Genomic DNA, 14,577 nt, shown 5'->3' on the forward strand with positions numbered 1-14,577 from the left:
GTCAGGGTTGCTCTGCTGCGCCGAGGATCCAGTCCCGGAAGCGCATCATCGCCGGCGTCTCCGTTCGCGACTGCAGCCGCGTGAGCCAGTAGCCGCCGATCGTCACGGCGGCATCGAAGGGCCGCCGGATCGTTTCCGATTGCAGCAGGCGGGAAAACATCGCCGGCGGGGCGAGCGCGATGCCGGCCCCCTGCAGCGCCGCCTCCATCATCGCAAGGGAGGAGTCGAAGACGATGCTCCCCGAGACGGGCATGGTCTGGCGCAATCCGGCCGCCTCGAACCAGCGCGGCCATTCGTCCGCCCTGTAGGAGCGCAGCAACGTGTACTTGAAGAGATCGGTGGGTGTCTCCATCTGCTCGGCGATCTCCGGGATGCAGAGCGGCGAAAGCGGTGCCTCCGTCAAGGGTATTGCGTCCACACCGTGCCAGGCCCCTTCCCCGAAGCGGATCGCGTAGTCCAGCCCCTCCGCCGCAATGTCCACGCGGTTGTTGTTGGTCGAAAGCCGCAGGTCGATGAAAGGATTTTCGGCACGGAAGCCGGCCAATCGCGTCAACAGCCAGCCGACGGCGAAGGTCCCGACCGCTCCGACGGTGAGTACCTCGCGACGATGGCCACCCTCGAGACCCTCGAGCGTTCCGGCGATCCGGTCGAAGGCGTCACGCAGCGACGGCAGCAACGTCTCGCCTTCCTGTGTCAGCATGAGCCCGCGGGGAAGCCGCTTGAAAAGCGTGACCTTCAGCTGCGTCTCCAGGCTCTTCACCTGATGGCTGACGGCCGCCTGGGTCACGCAGAGTTCGATTGCCGCTCTGGTGAAGCTCAGGTGCCGCGCGGAAGCCTCGAAGGCACGCAGCGCGTTCAGGGGAAGATGCGGACGGACCATCGGATGACAATACTTTTTCTAATGACTCCTGCAAGTTAACGTCGTTTGGGCGCCGAGCGCAACCCGCCTATACCTGAGACGCTCCTTCACCTTCCGTCGTCGACGAGCGGAAAACTATGCCTCGCGGGAGGTCGAACGCAGAGCCTTGACGCAGATCCCATGACATGGCCGGCCGCAGCGATACGCGGCGAAGCCACAGCCAGAATATAAGGAGATGAATTGCCATGAGGAATTCTCTTGCCGCCAGATCGATCGCTCCCGCCACCATTGCCGTATCGATTCTCGGCACGTGCGCCGTCGCCAAGGCAGATGACATCGAGAGCCGGCTCCGGCGCGCGACCGACGAGGCAATCCGGCCGATCATGAAGACGTACAAAGTACCGGGCATGGCTGTCGCGGTGACCGTCCAGGGCCGCCGCTATGTCTACAATTACGGTGTCGCCTCCCTGGAGAGCGGGAAGAAGGTCGATGACGCCACGCTCTTCGAGATCGGCTCCATCAGCAAGACCTTTACCGCGACACTGGCCTCCTATGCGGGCGAAACAGGGGCCCTCTCGTTGTCCGACAGCCCCGGCAAATATGTACCGGATCTTGCCGGCAGTGCCTTCGACAAGGTGAGCCTTCTTAACCTTGCCACCTACACGGCCGGCGGCCTGCCCTTGCAGTTTCCCGACGACGTCACGCAGAAGAACATGATTGCCTACTATCGGGACTGGCATCCGGATCACGCGCCGGGAACCCACCGGCGCTACTCCAATCCGAGTATAGGCCTGTTCGGCTATGCGGCCGCGGCGAGTTTGGGGACGCCATTCGACGACCTGATGCAAGACAAGCTCTTTCCCATGCTCAAGCTTTCCAACACCTACATCCATGTGCCGAAGGAGCGGATGCCCGATTATGCCTACGGTTACTCGAAGGCCGGCAAGCCGGTCCGCGTCAAACCCGGCGCCATGGATTCCGAAGCCTACGGCGTGAAGACATCCGCCTCCGACCTGATCCGCTTCGTCGAGGCGAACATGGACGGACGGGGCCTGGACGAAACCCTGCAGCGCGCCATCGCCGCCACCCACACGGGCTACTACCGCGTCTCGGGGATGACGCAGGGTCTCGCATGGGAGATGTATGACTATCCTGTCGAAGTCGACACGCTGCTTGCCGGAAACTCTCCGGAGATTTCCTACAAGAGCAACGTGGTCGAAGCGCTGGAGCCCCCGGCCGAACCACGCACGAACGTCTGGATCAACAAGACCGGCTCTACCGGCGGCTTCGGAGCCTATGCGGCTTTCGTCCCGGAGCGGCGGATCGGTATCGTCATCCTTGCAAACCGAAACTATCCGATCCCGGATCGCCTGCGCGCCGCCTATCGCATCATGACTGCGCTCGACGGACCGACCGACTGAAGACGGGCACATGTAAAAAGGGGCCGCCCGACGGGCAGCCCCTTCCGTATCCTCACTGAGGAATTGATTACTCGGCGTCGCCTTCGGCAGCCTTCTTCTTCGGGGCCGCCTTCTTCTTCGGAGCGGCTTCCTCGCCTTCGGCGGCGTCTTCGGCCTTGGCAGCAGCCTTCTTCTTCGGGGCTGCCTTCTTCGCAGGCTTTTCAGCGCCTTCGGCTTCGTCGTCGGCGAGCAGCTCTTCTTTGCTTACCTTCTTGTCGGTGACGTCGATTTCACCGAGCAGGTGGTCGACCACCTTCTCTTCGAAGATCGGCGCGCGCAGCGAGGCGGAAGCGCCCGGGGTCTTGCGGAAGAAGTCGAGGATCTGCTTTTCCTGACCGGGGAACTGCTGCAGCTGTGCATAGAGAGCGCGCTGCATTTCTTCCTCGGTTACTTCGACACCGGCCTTTTCGCCGATTTCGGAGAGGACGAGGCCGAGGCGGACGCGACGCTCGGCGAGCGTGCGGTATTCGTCACGGGCCTTCTCTTCGGTGGTGTCTTCATCCTCGAAGGTCTTGCCGGACTGGGCGAGATCGGTGTTGATCTGGCGCCAGATGTTTTCGAATTCGGCTTCGACCAGGCGCGCCGGGGTTTCGAACTGGTACATCTCGTCGAGCTGGTCGAGGATCTGGCGCTTGACCTTCTGACGGGTGACCGAGCCGAACTGGCTTTCGATCTGGCCGCGGACGACCTCCTTCAGGCGGTCGAGCGATTCGATGCCGAGCTTCTTGGCGAGTTCGTCGTCGAGCGTGATTTCACCCGGAGCGGCGACTTCCTTGACGGTGACGTCGAAGGTCGCTTCCTTGCCGGCAAGATGCTTGGCCGGATAGTCTTCGGGGAACGTGACGGTGATGACCTTTTCGTCACCGGCCTTGACGCCCACGAGCTGGTCTTCGAAGCCGGGGATGAAGCGGTTCGAGCCGAGAACGAGTTCGGCGTCGGTGTCGGTGCCGCCATCGAAGGCAACGCCGTCAACCTTGCCGACGTAATCCATGGTGACGCGGTCGCCGTCGGCGGCCTTGCCCTTCTTGGTTTCGTAGCTGCGGGCGCTTTCGGCGATCTTGCGGATCTGGTCCTCGACTTCGCCTTCTTCGATGTCGACGACTTCACGCACGACCTTGAGGCCGGAAACCGGCTTCAGCTCGATCGGCGGAATGACTTCGTAGGAGAGCGTGAACTCGAAATCTGCCTCAGCGTTGAGGATCTTGTCGGCTTCGGCCTCGTCCTCGGTCATCGTGACTTCGGGCTGGGTCGCAGACTTCTCGCCGCGCTCCGAAAGGATCGCGCTCGGCTTCTCGCGGATGATCTCGTTGACGAGTTCGGCCATGATCGACTTGCCGTAAACCTTCTTCAGATGCGACATCGGCACCTTGCCGGGGCGGAAGCCGTTGATACGGACCTTGTCCTTGGCATCGGCGAGGCGCTCATTCATGCGCTGTTCCATGTCCTTGGCCGGAACGACGACCTTGATTTCGCGCTTCAGCCCTTCAGCGAGCGTTTCGATAACCTGCATGTTTTTACCTTCATGTCGTGGCGGCCGTGCTCGGACAGCCGGTGGTTTTCATTGAGCACGACGCCGGAATTCTTCTTTCCCGGGCGTGGCTGGTACGCAATCTTCAAGCATTTTGCCAGGCAAAATGGCGCAAAGGGTGACAGGAACGGCTGTTTCGCCCCTCCCGGCAACCCGCGCGGTAATCCTGGTGCGGGTAGAGAGACTTGAACTCCCACGCCTTGCGGCACCAGAACCTAAATCTGGCGTGTCTACCAATTCCACCATACCCGCGTCCAAAAGAACCGCATGCTGCCTTCGCGCATGGCCCCTCCGGAGCGCGCGTCTCTATATCACCCGTTTCCGTTCGCGCAAAGGAAAAATGACGGCCGGCCTCGGGGCCCTTGTCAGTAGAGCGGCTCCTCGTAGGCAGGGATGCCGCGCACCCTGAGTTCCCGAATCTGCGCCTGCCCTCCGGCGCCGACACGCGCTGCGACCGATACCTCGTCGTCGTTGCGCGCATCCTCGATCGGCCTGCCCTCGCCCTCCGGCACGTAATAGCGCTCGATGCCGTAGTCGACGCTGATTTCGCCCTCCTTGTCGTCCGGAGGCGTATAAAGACGGAAGCGCTGCGTGCGCAGAACCACCGACCCTTCCGCCGGCGGCAGATCGCCGAAGGCGGCCTCGGCAACCGTCCAGTAGCCGTCCGGCCCCGGCCTCAGCCGCACGTTCATCCGCGTCCAGCTTCCGGGCGCCGGCCAGTCGCCCTTGACGAGGGAGGCGGGAATCCGGGACACCTCGTAAGACAGCACGACATAGTCTCCGCGCAGAAGATCACGCGGATCGACCGGCACCGTCTTCAGGACCACCTCGGTGCCGGAGCGCAGGATCGCCGCACGGTGCTCGACCATGTAGAGCAGGACGGCGGTAAAAAGGGCCGACACACCTGCGGCAACGAGAAGATAATAGCGGCCGCCTGGGGTTCCGGTTGCGGTGTTCATCGGCCGGCCTCCTCGGCTCTGCGGGCAAAGAGTTTTTCCATACGGACGACGACGAAGGCGAGTACTGCGACCACCAGGCCCGAAAGCAGGAAGAAGCCGGAGGTACCGAGCATGGAATCGATCGTCACGAAGGAGAGATAAAGCACCTCGCCGGCAAAGACCGTGTAGGCGAGATAGCGTACCGCGCCATTGTCACGCCCGTCGAACGCCAGGGCGAGCAGCACGAAGGCGATGGTCGCCGACGCGAGCACGGCAAGCCGCCCCCCGGCATCATACTCAAAATGAAGGGCAACAAGGCCGAGTACTGTGAGCGCACACGCATAGAAGGCCGGCGCCGCTCCCGCCCGGCGCGCTACCGCCTCCAGAGGAGAGCCCTTCACCGTTAACGCGACGAAGGCCAGTGTCCCCAGCAGTGCATAGACTACGGCCGGCCAGACTTCCTCGCTCAGGCCATAGAGCCAGCCGAGCCAGGAAAGACCGACGAGATAGGCAAGATGGCGGGCGCGCTCCGCGCCGGTTCGATAGACGAGCGCCAGCACGATGACGGCGCAGGCGATCGGCGACCAGCCATAAAGCCAGTCCCATTCCCAGTCGAACTGGTCGACAATGGCAAAGGAGACAGCGAAGGCGAGAAAGCCGGCGGCGACCGTCACCGCTGCGGAGCGGAAGAGGAAAGCCGAGACCACGGCGCCCGAAAACCAGAGCAGCATGGCATCCGCGGTGTCGCCGGACAGATGATAGAGTTGCCCGATCAGAGCGATCGCGCCGCCGAAACTCATCGTGCCGAGCACCAGGGCCGCACCGCCCAGACGATCCGCACCGCGGCCGAAGGCGACGCCTGCGGAGAGATGGAAGACCCAGACGAGGGCAACGACGGAGATTACCTTGGCGCCGCGGGGGATTTCCTCCCAGTTCGCCGCGATCAGCAGCAAGATGGAGGCGGAGATCAGCAGCGCCGCCAGCATGGTCAGCACGCCGCCGACGCTGAAGCCCGATCTGCGCTGGTCGTATTCGGCGAGCATCGCATCGGCGGCGGGACGAGCCAGCAGCCCCTTGTCGACCCACAGATCGAAGTCGCGTTTCAGCCTTCCGCGATACATCGTCTCCCCCTCGATTTCCTCGATAACCTGCGCTGCCTTGCCGCATATCGCCGCGTCGCGTTTCGTGGCACTCTGATTTGCGAGAGTGGAAATGACAATGCCCTTTCGAGGGCCTTTCGCGACGCTCTCGTTGGCCATGCGCAGATTGCATGCCTTCCATGAGAATATTGCACTGCACAAAGCGAAGTCGGCGTACTATATTCAAGCCATAGAGATCGCGCTTGAGGCGCCCCGAAGCGACCAAGGGATCTCGACGAAATTCGGTGCCACACACTCCTCCTCCCAGTGTCGCACCGATAAGACTGGCGGCACTCCTCCTCCCAGTTGCCAGTCACCCAAAATGACGCTCACCGGACCTCCTCCCCCGGTGAGCGTTATTTGTTTTCACCATTCCTCAACCGAACCACCTTTTCTTGCGCCCCTCTTAGGTGATGCAAAAATGGACAGTTAACGATCGGTAAACGGCGCTATCATGCATTTGATGCATGGGTGGCATACAAACTTGGCTCTACATGATTTTGCGACGCAGCATATATTGAGCTCATGAAATCGAAAGCGGCGCCGAGGACGGCCGCCGCAGGAAGTCCAAGGAGACCAATCATGAACTTTGCTCGCTCGCTTACCAACTGGCGCAAGTACCGTCAGACCATCAACGAACTCGGCCGCATGTCGGACCGCGAACTGCGCGACCTCGGTATCGGCCGCGAAGACATCCGTCGCGTCGCCCGCGACGCCATTGCCGGCTGATTTACAGCCGCTTCCAATCCGGAAGAAATGAAAGGCCTCCCCTCGCGGGAGGCCTTTTTTCGTCTTCGCCGGGCGACGGAACGATCATCCGCGCTCCGACGTCGTGCCGGTTTTCTGAGCCTCGCCTAAATTCTCGCCATGCTTTGCACATTTGCATAGCAGTCGCTCGATTTTTGCACTGCACAATATTGTTTTACGAGCGTATAAAAGGCTCAATCGCTGATGCCAAGGACGGCATGAACAGCGAAATCAATGTCCCGAGGAAACGACCATGAACCCGATCCGCTATGCCAAGAACTGGATGAGCTACCGCCGCACGATTTCCGAGCTCGGCAACCTGTCCAACCAGGCGCTCTCCGATATCGGCATCACCCGCTACGATATCCGCAACATCGCAGCACGCTCCTTTCGCTAAGCACTGATGCCGGCCGCTCCGCAGTCGCGGGGCACCACGACATGAAGAAGACGCCGAACGGCACCGCATGGTGCCGTTTTTGATTCGTGGCGATTGGAACCGTGGGCGCCGCGTGATAAGCACCCCGCATGACGAAGACAGAGACCCTCTCCCCCATCCATATCGTCGGCGGCGGCCTCGCCGGTTCGGAAGCGGCCTGGCAGGCGGCCCAGGCCGGCGTGCCGGTGATCCTGCACGAGATGCGCGGCGTGCGCGGCACCGATGCCCACAAGACCGACGGCCTTGCGGAGCTCGTCTGTTCGAATTCCTTCCGGTCCGACGACGCCACCTCCAATGCGGTCGGCGTCATCCATGCCGAGATGCGCCTTGCCGGATCGCTGATCATGGCCGCGGCCGACCGGAACCAGGTCCCGGCGGGGGGTGCACTTGCCGTCGACCGAGAAGGCTTTTCCGCCGCCGTCAGCAGCGCGATCGAAGGCCATCCGCTGATCACGGTGGTCCGGGAGGAAGTTGCAGGCCTTCCGCCCGAGGAATGGGGCTCGACGATCGTTGCGACCGGCCCGCTCACCTCGCCTGCGCTCGCCGAAGCCATCCGCCTACAGACCGGGGCAGATGCCCTCGCCTTCTTCGATGCCATCGCGCCGATCGTCCACCGCGAGTCGATCGACATGAACGTCTGCTGGTATCAGTCGCGCTACGACAAGGTCGGACCAGGCGGAACCGGCAAAGATTACATCAACTGCCCACTCGACGAGGCGCAGTACAACGCATTCATCGACGCGTTGATCGCCGGGGACACCGTCGGGTTCAAGGAATGGGAGGGCACGCCCTATTTCGACGGCTGCCTGCCGATCGAGGTCATGGCGGAGCGCGGCCGCGAAACGCTGCGGCACGGGCCGATGAAGCCGATGGGCCTGACCAATGCGCATAACCCGACGGTCAAGGCCTATGCCGTCGTCCAGCTACGTCAGGACAACGCACTCGGCACGCTCTACAACATGGTGGGCTTCCAGACGAAACTGCGTTACGGGGCCCAGGCCGAGATCTTCCGGATGATTCCGGGCCTCGAAAACGCGGAATTCGCTCGCCTCGGCGGCCTGCATCGCAATACCTACATCAATTCGCCGGTCCTGCTCGACGAAACCCTGCAGCTCAAGAGCCGCCGCGGCCTGCGGTTCGCCGGCCAGATCACCGGCTGCGAAGGCTATGTCGAGAGTGCATCCATCGGCCTGCTTGCCGGCCGCTTCGCTGCGGCCGAGCGAAAGGGTGAGCCGGTCCGCCTGCCGCCTGCAACGACGGCCATGGGTTCGCTCCTCAATCACATTACAGGCGGCCATATCGTCACCGACGAGGAACCGGGCAAGCGGTCCTTCCAGCCGATGAACATCAATTTCGGCCTGTTCCCGGAGCTGGAGCCCGGCTCGATCACCAAGCCCGAAGGCGTGAAGCGCTTTCGTGGCAAGGACAAGACGATCATGAAACGCCAGCTGATCGCCGCCCGGGCAATCGCCGACTGCAAGTGCTGGCTCGAAAGCGTCTGACTGCCGTTCCCGTCAGCCTTTGGCGAGCGAGCCGTCCGCGTCTTTGCGGGCGCTTGCGCTGACGTAGTTGCCGAGCAGCCAGAGCGAGACCTCGGCAGCCTCGGCCGCGGACGTAAAGACGAACTCGCCGTTGTGGAATGGAGCGTCCAGAAACTCGATCGACAGCCCGCGGCCGTTCGGCAGGTCTCGCACCCTTACCGTGCCCGGCTCGATCAGGTGGCAGGCAAAGTGACTGCGCATATTGCGCATGAAGCCGGTCTTGTTGTCGTGAAGACGGACGAAGACGGCCTTGCCGTCCGCAGTCGCGCGCAGATTGCGGATTGCTTCGTTGGGAAAGGCACGACCGAACTGCAGGATCGCTAGGCCGGTATCGTGGGACTCCTCGCTCGTCGCCTGCCGCGCCACGCGCGTCGCTCCGACGGCGAAAAGTGCCAGCAGTCCAAAGATCACCATCCACGTGACAAGCGTCACATCCGCCTCCCTCTTCTCATCCCGTTCGCTCGAGCGACGATGCGAACAGTTCCGGCGTATCTCGACGTCGCGATAGGAACGGCTCTAGCAGCCGAGGCTTGCGCGAATTTGGCCGCCTCAGACCCGCCGCCAGACCGCCGCCCACATGAGCAGCAACTGCCGACGCCATTGTGGAGCTCGAATCTCTTCCTCGAAGACGCATGCTGGCCTTCTTACGGCGCGATCGAGCACAGGCCCGACCAGCGCCACCGGCAGATAGGTCGGCATGATCGCAGCAGGCAATGCGCCGCCATCGCGGACTTTCGCAAGATGCTCGCGACCGAGGCCGGCAAAGGCTTCGACGGCGGCGGACATCCGCGGGTGATCCTCGCCGGCAAGAAATCCCTCGCGATCGAGGCCGACGGCGTTCAGGATTTCCACGGGAATATAGAGCTGGCCACGCGCTCTCGTTCGCGGCAGAAGCAGGATCGCACCGGCGACCGCCTGCGCCACCCCGGCATGGCCGGCGCGTTCGGCACAGTTCGCCGCTTCCTCGGGCGCGAGTACCAGACTTGAAAGCTGTATCAGAGCGGAGGCCGTGTCTCCGGCATAGCCCTCGAACATGCCGCGGCTCTCGATCGGGTCGTCGTAGAGATCGAAGATGCGGGCGTCGAGCATCCGCAGCAGTGCCTCGACCGGCAGGTCGTGACGCCGGATGGTCTCGAGAAGAAGCGCACCGAGCGGATTGCCCGCCGTCTCGCCATGTTCGACGCCGGACACGAGATCACGCCAGTACTGCAGCCGAACCTCGCCCGGAAGCGGCTCGCGCACCACGTCGCGGATTCTCGCAAGTTCCGCGTTGAAACCGTAGAGGGCAGTGAGCCCGGCGCGCTTGTCGGCGGGCGACAGCAGCGTCGCAAGGTAGCGATCCCGATCGGTATCGCGCAGGCCGGCGAGGCAGATGGCTTCGTTGTCCGACATCGCCTTTTCCCAAGAGAACTCGTATCAGACCGCGATCAGCGCGGCGGCCACGGCCCGTTGTTCGGCAAGCATGATGTTGTAGGTGCGAACCGCCGCGCCCGTCCCCATCGGATCGCTCGCGACACCACGTTCCCGGAGCGCTGCCTTGAGGTCGGCAGGGATCGGACGCAGGTCCTTCCCGGTTCCGACCAGCAGCACCTCGATGCCGGCGGCCTCCTCCAGCACGCGCCGGAAAGCCTCGACGGAAAGCGGATCGCCTTCCGCCATCTCCCAGCCATATATGCCGGAAGGCAGCAGAAGCAAGGAGCCGCGGTGGGACATATCGGCGAAACGGAAGCCGCCATTACCGTAGGCATCGATCGGAGCACGTCCGGGGAAATGCGCCTCCCGCATAACGATACCACGATTGGCCGGCGCCTCCGCCACCGCGATCAGGCCCCTGCCTTGCCGGCGGGCAGAATCTCGCCTTCGGCGCCCTTGTCCTCCTGCTGGAAGCTTTCCGGACGCAGCTTGAAGGCAATCAGGACCGGCGCTGCCATGTAGATGGACGAGAAGGTGCCGATCAGCACGCCGAACAACATGGCGAGCGTGAACGACGCAATGACCTCGCCGCCGAAGATGTAGAGCGCTAGGAGGGCGATCAGCGTCGTCGCGGCCGTCAAGACCGTGCGCGACAGCGTCTGGTTGATCGAGGCGTCGATCAGCACGTCGAGCGGCATCTTCTTGTAGCGCCTCAGGTTCTCGCGCATACGGTCATAGACCACGACCGTGTCGTTCAACGAGTAGCCGATGATGGTCAGGATCGCCGCGATACTCGTCAGATTGAACTCTATGCCGGTGACGACGAAGAGCCCGAGGGTGAGGATCACGTCATGCAGGGTCGCGATGATCGCGCCTGCCGCAAACTGCCATTCGAAGCGGAACCAGATGTAGATCAGAATGAGCAGGAGCGACACGCCGACGCCGATCGTGGCATTCGCCGTCAGGTCGCTCGAAACGGCGGGCCCGACCACTTCCACACGACGGAACTCATACTGGTCCTGAAGCTCCTGACGCACGAGCGAGATCGCCGACTGCTCGGCGTTTTCGCCGCCCTCCTGCGACTGCAGACGAACGAGCACGCTCGACGGATCGCCAAACCCTTGCGCCTGGATTTCCCCGAGGTTGAGCTCGCTCAGCCGTTCGCGAATGTCGCCGATGTCGGCCGCCCCTTGCCGTGCCTTGAGCTCGATCAGCGATCCACCCTTGAAGTCGATGCCGAGGTTCAATCCGACCACGACGAAGCCGATAAGCGAAGCTGCGATGAGAGCGCCTGCAGTGGCGAAGGTGAACTTGCGGATCGCCATGAAGCGGATGTTCTGGGTGTCGAACATGCCGGTGCGAATGCTCTTCGGCAGGTGCTTCGGCCGACGCCAGCGGAACCACATGGCCATCAGCCACTGGGTCATCGTGAAGGCGGTGAAGACGGTGGTGACGATACCCACGGCAAGCGTGACCGCAAAGCCGCGAACCGGGCCGGAACCGAGGAAGAACAGAACGACAGCGGCGATGAGGGTCGTCAGGTTGGCGTCGACGATGGTAGCGAATGCCTTCTTGAAGCCAACGTCAATCGCCTGCGCCAGCGAACGGCCGTTCTTCACCTCTTCGCGGATGCGCTCGTAGACGAGGACGTTCGAGTCGACCGCCATGCCCATCGTCAGAACGATACCGGCGATACCCGGCAGCGTGAGCGTCGAACCAAGTGTCGTCAGGGCTGCGAAGATCATCGTGATGTTGGCAGCGAGTGCGATATTCGCCATCACACCGAACGTGCCGTAGAAGGCGAGCATGAACAGGACGACCGCAATCGCGCCGATCACCGACGCGTTCAGGCCGGCGCTGATCGAGTCCGCACCGAGACCGGGGCCGACGGTGCGTTCTTCGACGACCGTCAGGGTCGCGGGCAGCGCACCCGCGCGCAGCAGCACGGCAAGGTCGTTTGCGCCTTCGACGGAGAAGCCGCCGGAGATCTGGCCGGAGCCTCCGACGATCGGTTCCCGGATGACGGGCGCGGAAATCACCTGATCGTCCAGAACGATCGCGAAGGGCCGGCCGACATTCTGTTGCGTCGCCTGCGCAAAGCGCTGCGCGCCCTTGCTGTCGAAGCGGAAGGAAACGACCGGCTCATTGGTCTGCTGGTTGAAGGTCGCCTGCGCATCGACGAGGTTTTCGCCGGAAACCAGTGACCGCTTCTCGACGAGATAGGGTACCGCCGGATCGTCCATGGAATAGAGAACCTCGGAGGAAGCCGGCGGGCGTCCGTTGATCGCCTCTTCGACCGGCATGCTGGTATCAACCATATGGAAGGTGAGCTTGGCGGTCTGGTTGAGAAGCGATTTCAGGCGCTGCGGATCGGTGAGGCCGGGAACCTGGACGATGATACGGTCCTCGCCCTGGCGCTGGATCAGCGGCTCGGTGGTGCCCAGCTCGTCCACACGACGGCGGACCACCTCGATCGACTGGGTCAGGGCCGAGGCAGTGCGATAATCGATGCCCGCATCAGTGAGGTTGAGACGCAGAAGCCCGCCCTCGCCCTCCGTCATCGTGACTTCCTGCACGGTACCGCCGGTCAGGCCACCGACGCTGACAGCCTGTGTCAGCGGCGTGAGCGCTTCCTTTGCCGCCTCGATCTTGTCCGCATCGGTGATGCGCACCTGAATCTGCTGACCGACTCCCGAGAGACCGGTATAGCGAATGCCCGCCTCACGAAGGCTGTTGCGGATGTCGCCGACGGTCGTCTCCAGCCGTTCCTTGATGATATCGGCCTTCTCGATCTTCAGCATGATGTGGGAGCCACCCTGAAGGTCGAGACCGAGCGTGACCTTCTTCGAAGGGACCCACGACGGAAACGACGCGAGCTGCTCGTTGCTGAAGAAATTGGGCATGGCGATCACCACGCTCACCGCGACGGTGAGCCAGATCAGGATCGTCTTCCAGCGGGAGATATACAGCATGAAACTCTCGAAATCAGATTATGACAACCGTTGGCCGTGCCTCTCGGGGCGCCGCACGAACGATCAGGATGCCGCGTCGGCCTTGACCGGTTCGCCCTTCACGCGAACTTCCGCGACGTAGCTGCGCAGAACGCGGACCTTCACGCCGTCGCCGATTTCCACGTCGAGTTCCTTGTCGTCGACGACCTTCGCGACCTTGCCGACGATGCCGCCACCGAGCACGACCTGGTCGCCACGCCGGATGGAGGAAAGGGTTTCCTCGCGCTTCTTCATCTGCTGGCGCTGCGGCCGGATCAAGAAGAAGTACCAGACGACCATCAGCGGCGCGAAAAGGAAGAGCATCTCGAGACCGGAGCCGAAGCCGGTTGCGCCCTGGGCTGCTGCGTCCTGCGCGAATGCCTGCGTAATGAACATGGAAAAAAACTCCCTAGAGAACAAGGCTTGCCGGCAACCGCTGCTGCCGCTTCAGGTCGCCGGAATATAGTGGCGAGCCAAGCGATTGCAACAGAAACGGCGACCGTGCGTACCGATTCAAGGCGTCTTACCCTTTCATGCCGCAAAAGGCCATGCTACCGCCCGGAAAAAGCGGACATAGCCGCAGCCGTCTTCACCTTCGCGAGGAAACAGTCATGGCCGAGGAACTCAACCTCCTGATCCTGAATGAACTGCGCCGGCTGACGGTCGCCGTGGAGCGGCTGGCAGGTCCTGCCCCTGCACAAAACGACTGGGATGCCGCCGACTGTTTCGTCTGGGTGCCGCCACGCAGCCATCTGCAGCCGGTTCCGCGCCCCAATCGAGTCGCACTGTCGCTCATCCGCGGCGTCGATCACGTCCGCGACATCCTGCACGAGAACACGCTCCGCTTCGCAGAAGGCTTTCCGGCCAACAACGTCCTGCTCTGGGGCGCACGCGGCATGGGCAAGTCGTCGCTGGTCAAGGCCGTCCACGCCGACGTCAAGGAGGCCACCGGTATTTCGCTGAAGCTCGTCGAGGTGCACCGTGAGGACATTTCCTCGCTACCCGTCCTCCTCGAGATGATGAAGGCGGCGCCCCACCGGGTGATCGTCTTCTGCGACGACCTTTCCTTCGATCACGACGACACCGCCTACAAGTCGCTGAAGGCTGCGCTCGATGGCGGTATCGAAGGCCGCCCCGACAACGTGCTCTTCTACGCCACATCCAACCGTCGCCACCTACTGCCGCGTCACATGATGGAGAACGAACAGTCGACCGCGATCAACCCCTCGGAAGCGGTCGAGGAAAAGGTCTCACTCTCCGACCGCTTCGGCCTCTGGCTCGGTTTCCACAAATGCAGCCAGGACGACTACCTGACGATGATCGACGGGTACGCGGAACATTTCCGCCTGCCGCTCGACCGCGAGACACTGCATGCCGAAGCGCTCGAATGGGCGACCACCCGCGGCGGCCGCTCCGGTCGCGTCGCCTGGCAGTACATCCAGGATCTCGCCGGGCGGCTGCGCATCACCATGGAACGCGGCTGACAGGAACGAAAAAAGGTCCGGGATGCCGGACCTTTTCTACGC

14 protein-coding genes and 1 tRNA gene are annotated in these 14,577 nt (G+C 62.8%); 5 read left to right on the forward strand and 10 right to left on the reverse strand.

The window, feature by feature from the left end:
* Position 1 precedes the first annotated feature (1 nt).
* Entirely contained in the window at positions 2–880 is an 879-nt protein-coding gene (locus tag H4I97_RS08685) for a LysR family transcriptional regulator (RefSeq protein WP_182307485.1), read from the reverse strand.
* Positions 881–1,104: 224 nt separating this feature from the next.
* Here H4I97_RS08685 and ampC point away from each other — a divergent pair, with 224 nt between their 5' ends.
* A complete protein-coding gene (ampC, locus tag H4I97_RS08690; protein ID WP_182307486.1) occupies positions 1,105–2,280 on the forward strand; it encodes a class C beta-lactamase in 1,176 nt (391 codons plus the stop codon).
* A 67-nt stretch (positions 2,281–2,347) separates the two neighbouring features.
* On the opposite strand, the gene tig is transcribed toward ampC, so the two are convergent.
* The 4 genes from tig to H4I97_RS08710 all read right to left on the reverse strand — a co-directional run bounded on the left by tig (position 2,348) and on the right by H4I97_RS08710 (position 5,906).
* Positions 2,348–3,829, reverse strand: a complete 1,482-nt coding sequence (gene tig, locus H4I97_RS08695) for a trigger factor (protein WP_182307487.1) — start codon at positions 3,827–3,829, stop codon at positions 2,348–2,350.
* 185 nt (positions 3,830–4,014) lie between these two features.
* Positions 4,015–4,099 (reverse strand) — tRNA-Leu (locus tag H4I97_RS08700).
* A gap of 113 nt (positions 4,100–4,212) precedes the next feature.
* Positions 4,213–4,806, reverse strand: coding sequence for a GDYXXLXY domain-containing protein (locus H4I97_RS08705; RefSeq protein ID WP_182307488.1), 594 nt, complete (start codon positions 4,804–4,806; stop codon positions 4,213–4,215).
* Complete coding sequence (locus H4I97_RS08710) at positions 4,803–5,906, reverse strand: DUF2157 domain-containing protein (RefSeq protein WP_182307590.1); 1,104 nt, start codon at positions 5,904–5,906, stop codon at positions 4,803–4,805. The genes H4I97_RS08705 and H4I97_RS08710 overlap by 4 nt, the downstream gene beginning before the upstream one ends.
* 600 nt (positions 5,907–6,506) lie before the next feature.
* Here H4I97_RS08710 and H4I97_RS08715 point away from each other — a divergent pair.
* The 3 genes from H4I97_RS08715 to trmFO all read left to right on the forward strand — a co-directional run bounded on the left by H4I97_RS08715 (position 6,507) and on the right by trmFO (position 8,609).
* Entirely contained in the window at positions 6,507–6,653 is a 147-nt protein-coding gene (locus H4I97_RS08715; RefSeq protein ID WP_129331061.1) for a DUF1127 domain-containing protein, read from the forward strand.
* A gap of 271 nt (positions 6,654–6,924) precedes the next feature.
* Entirely contained in the window at positions 6,925–7,068 is a 144-nt protein-coding gene (locus H4I97_RS08720) for a DUF1127 domain-containing protein (RefSeq protein WP_112688511.1), read from the forward strand.
* A gap of 128 nt (positions 7,069–7,196) precedes the next feature.
* Complete coding sequence (gene trmFO / locus H4I97_RS08725; RefSeq protein ID WP_182307489.1) at positions 7,197–8,609, forward strand: methylenetetrahydrofolate--tRNA-(uracil(54)-C(5))-methyltransferase (FADH(2)-oxidizing) TrmFO; 1,413 nt, start codon at positions 7,197–7,199, stop codon at positions 8,607–8,609.
* 12 nt (positions 8,610–8,621) lie between these two features.
* Here trmFO and H4I97_RS08730 read toward each other — a convergent pair whose 3' ends face one another.
* The 5 genes from H4I97_RS08730 to yajC form a co-directional block, all read right to left on the reverse strand.
* Positions 8,622–9,080: a hypothetical protein gene (locus tag H4I97_RS08730; protein WP_182307490.1), complete on the reverse strand. Its 459-nt coding sequence runs from the start codon at positions 9,078–9,080 to the stop codon at positions 8,622–8,624.
* 117 nt (positions 9,081–9,197) lie between these two features.
* Positions 9,198–10,040, reverse strand: coding sequence for a phytoene/squalene synthase family protein (locus tag H4I97_RS08735; RefSeq protein WP_182304293.1), 843 nt, complete (start codon positions 10,038–10,040; stop codon positions 9,198–9,200).
* Positions 10,041–10,064: 24 nt separating this feature from the next.
* Positions 10,065–10,433, reverse strand: coding sequence for an Mth938-like domain-containing protein (locus tag H4I97_RS08740; RefSeq protein WP_182307591.1), 369 nt, complete (start codon positions 10,431–10,433; stop codon positions 10,065–10,067).
* Between the two features lie 38 nt (positions 10,434–10,471).
* Entirely contained in the window at positions 10,472–13,033 is a 2,562-nt protein-coding gene (secDF, locus tag H4I97_RS08745) for a protein translocase subunit SecDF (RefSeq protein WP_182304294.1), read from the reverse strand.
* Positions 13,034–13,096: 63 nt separating this feature from the next.
* Complete coding sequence (gene yajC / locus H4I97_RS08750; protein ID WP_182304295.1) at positions 13,097–13,447, reverse strand: preprotein translocase subunit YajC; 351 nt, start codon at positions 13,445–13,447, stop codon at positions 13,097–13,099.
* 215 nt (positions 13,448–13,662) lie between these two features.
* Between yajC and H4I97_RS08755 the strand changes: the two genes are divergently transcribed.
* Entirely contained in the window at positions 13,663–14,535 is an 873-nt protein-coding gene (locus tag H4I97_RS08755) for an ATP-binding protein (RefSeq protein WP_182304296.1), read from the forward strand.
* Positions 14,536–14,577 lie beyond the last annotated feature (42 nt).

Source organism: Ciceribacter thiooxidans, assembly GCF_014126615.1.
GTDB lineage: Bacteria > Pseudomonadota > Alphaproteobacteria > Rhizobiales > Rhizobiaceae > Allorhizobium > Allorhizobium thiooxidans.

What these genes read in the sequence shown, in the direction of transcription:
- H4I97_RS08685 (WP_182307485.1), bottom strand. Translation starts at nt 880, where the DNA reads ATGGTCCGTCCGCATCTTCCCCTGAACGCGCTGCGTGCCTTCGAGGCT.
- ampC (WP_182307486.1), top strand. Translation starts at nt 1,105, where the DNA reads ATGAGGAATTCTCTTGCCGCCAGATCGATCGCTCCCGCCACCATTGCC.
- tig (WP_182307487.1), bottom strand. Translation starts at nt 3,829, where the DNA reads ATGCAGGTTATCGAAACGCTCGCTGAAGGGCTGAAGCGCGAAATCAAG.
- H4I97_RS08705 (WP_182307488.1), bottom strand. Translation starts at nt 4,806, where the DNA reads ATGAACACCGCAACCGGAACCCCAGGCGGCCGCTATTATCTTCTCGTT.
- H4I97_RS08710 (WP_182307590.1), bottom strand. Translation starts at nt 5,906, where the DNA reads ATGTATCGCGGAAGGCTGAAACGCGACTTCGATCTGTGGGTCGACAAG.
- H4I97_RS08715 (WP_129331061.1), top strand. Translation starts at nt 6,507, where the DNA reads ATGAACTTTGCTCGCTCGCTTACCAACTGGCGCAAGTACCGTCAGACC.
- H4I97_RS08720 (WP_112688511.1), top strand. Translation starts at nt 6,925, where the DNA reads ATGAACCCGATCCGCTATGCCAAGAACTGGATGAGCTACCGCCGCACG.
- trmFO (WP_182307489.1), top strand. Translation starts at nt 7,197, where the DNA reads ATGACGAAGACAGAGACCCTCTCCCCCATCCATATCGTCGGCGGCGGC.
- H4I97_RS08735 (WP_182304293.1), bottom strand. Translation starts at nt 10,040, where the DNA reads ATGTCGGACAACGAAGCCATCTGCCTCGCCGGCCTGCGCGATACCGAT.
- H4I97_RS08740 (WP_182307591.1), bottom strand. Translation starts at nt 10,433, where the DNA reads ATGCGGGAGGCGCATTTCCCCGGACGTGCTCCGATCGATGCCTACGGT.
- secDF (WP_182304294.1), bottom strand. Translation starts at nt 13,033, where the DNA reads ATGCTGTATATCTCCCGCTGGAAGACGATCCTGATCTGGCTCACCGTC.
- yajC (WP_182304295.1), bottom strand. Translation starts at nt 13,447, where the DNA reads ATGTTCATTACGCAGGCATTCGCGCAGGACGCAGCAGCCCAGGGCGCA.
- H4I97_RS08755 (WP_182304296.1), top strand. Translation starts at nt 13,663, where the DNA reads ATGGCCGAGGAACTCAACCTCCTGATCCTGAATGAACTGCGCCGGCTG.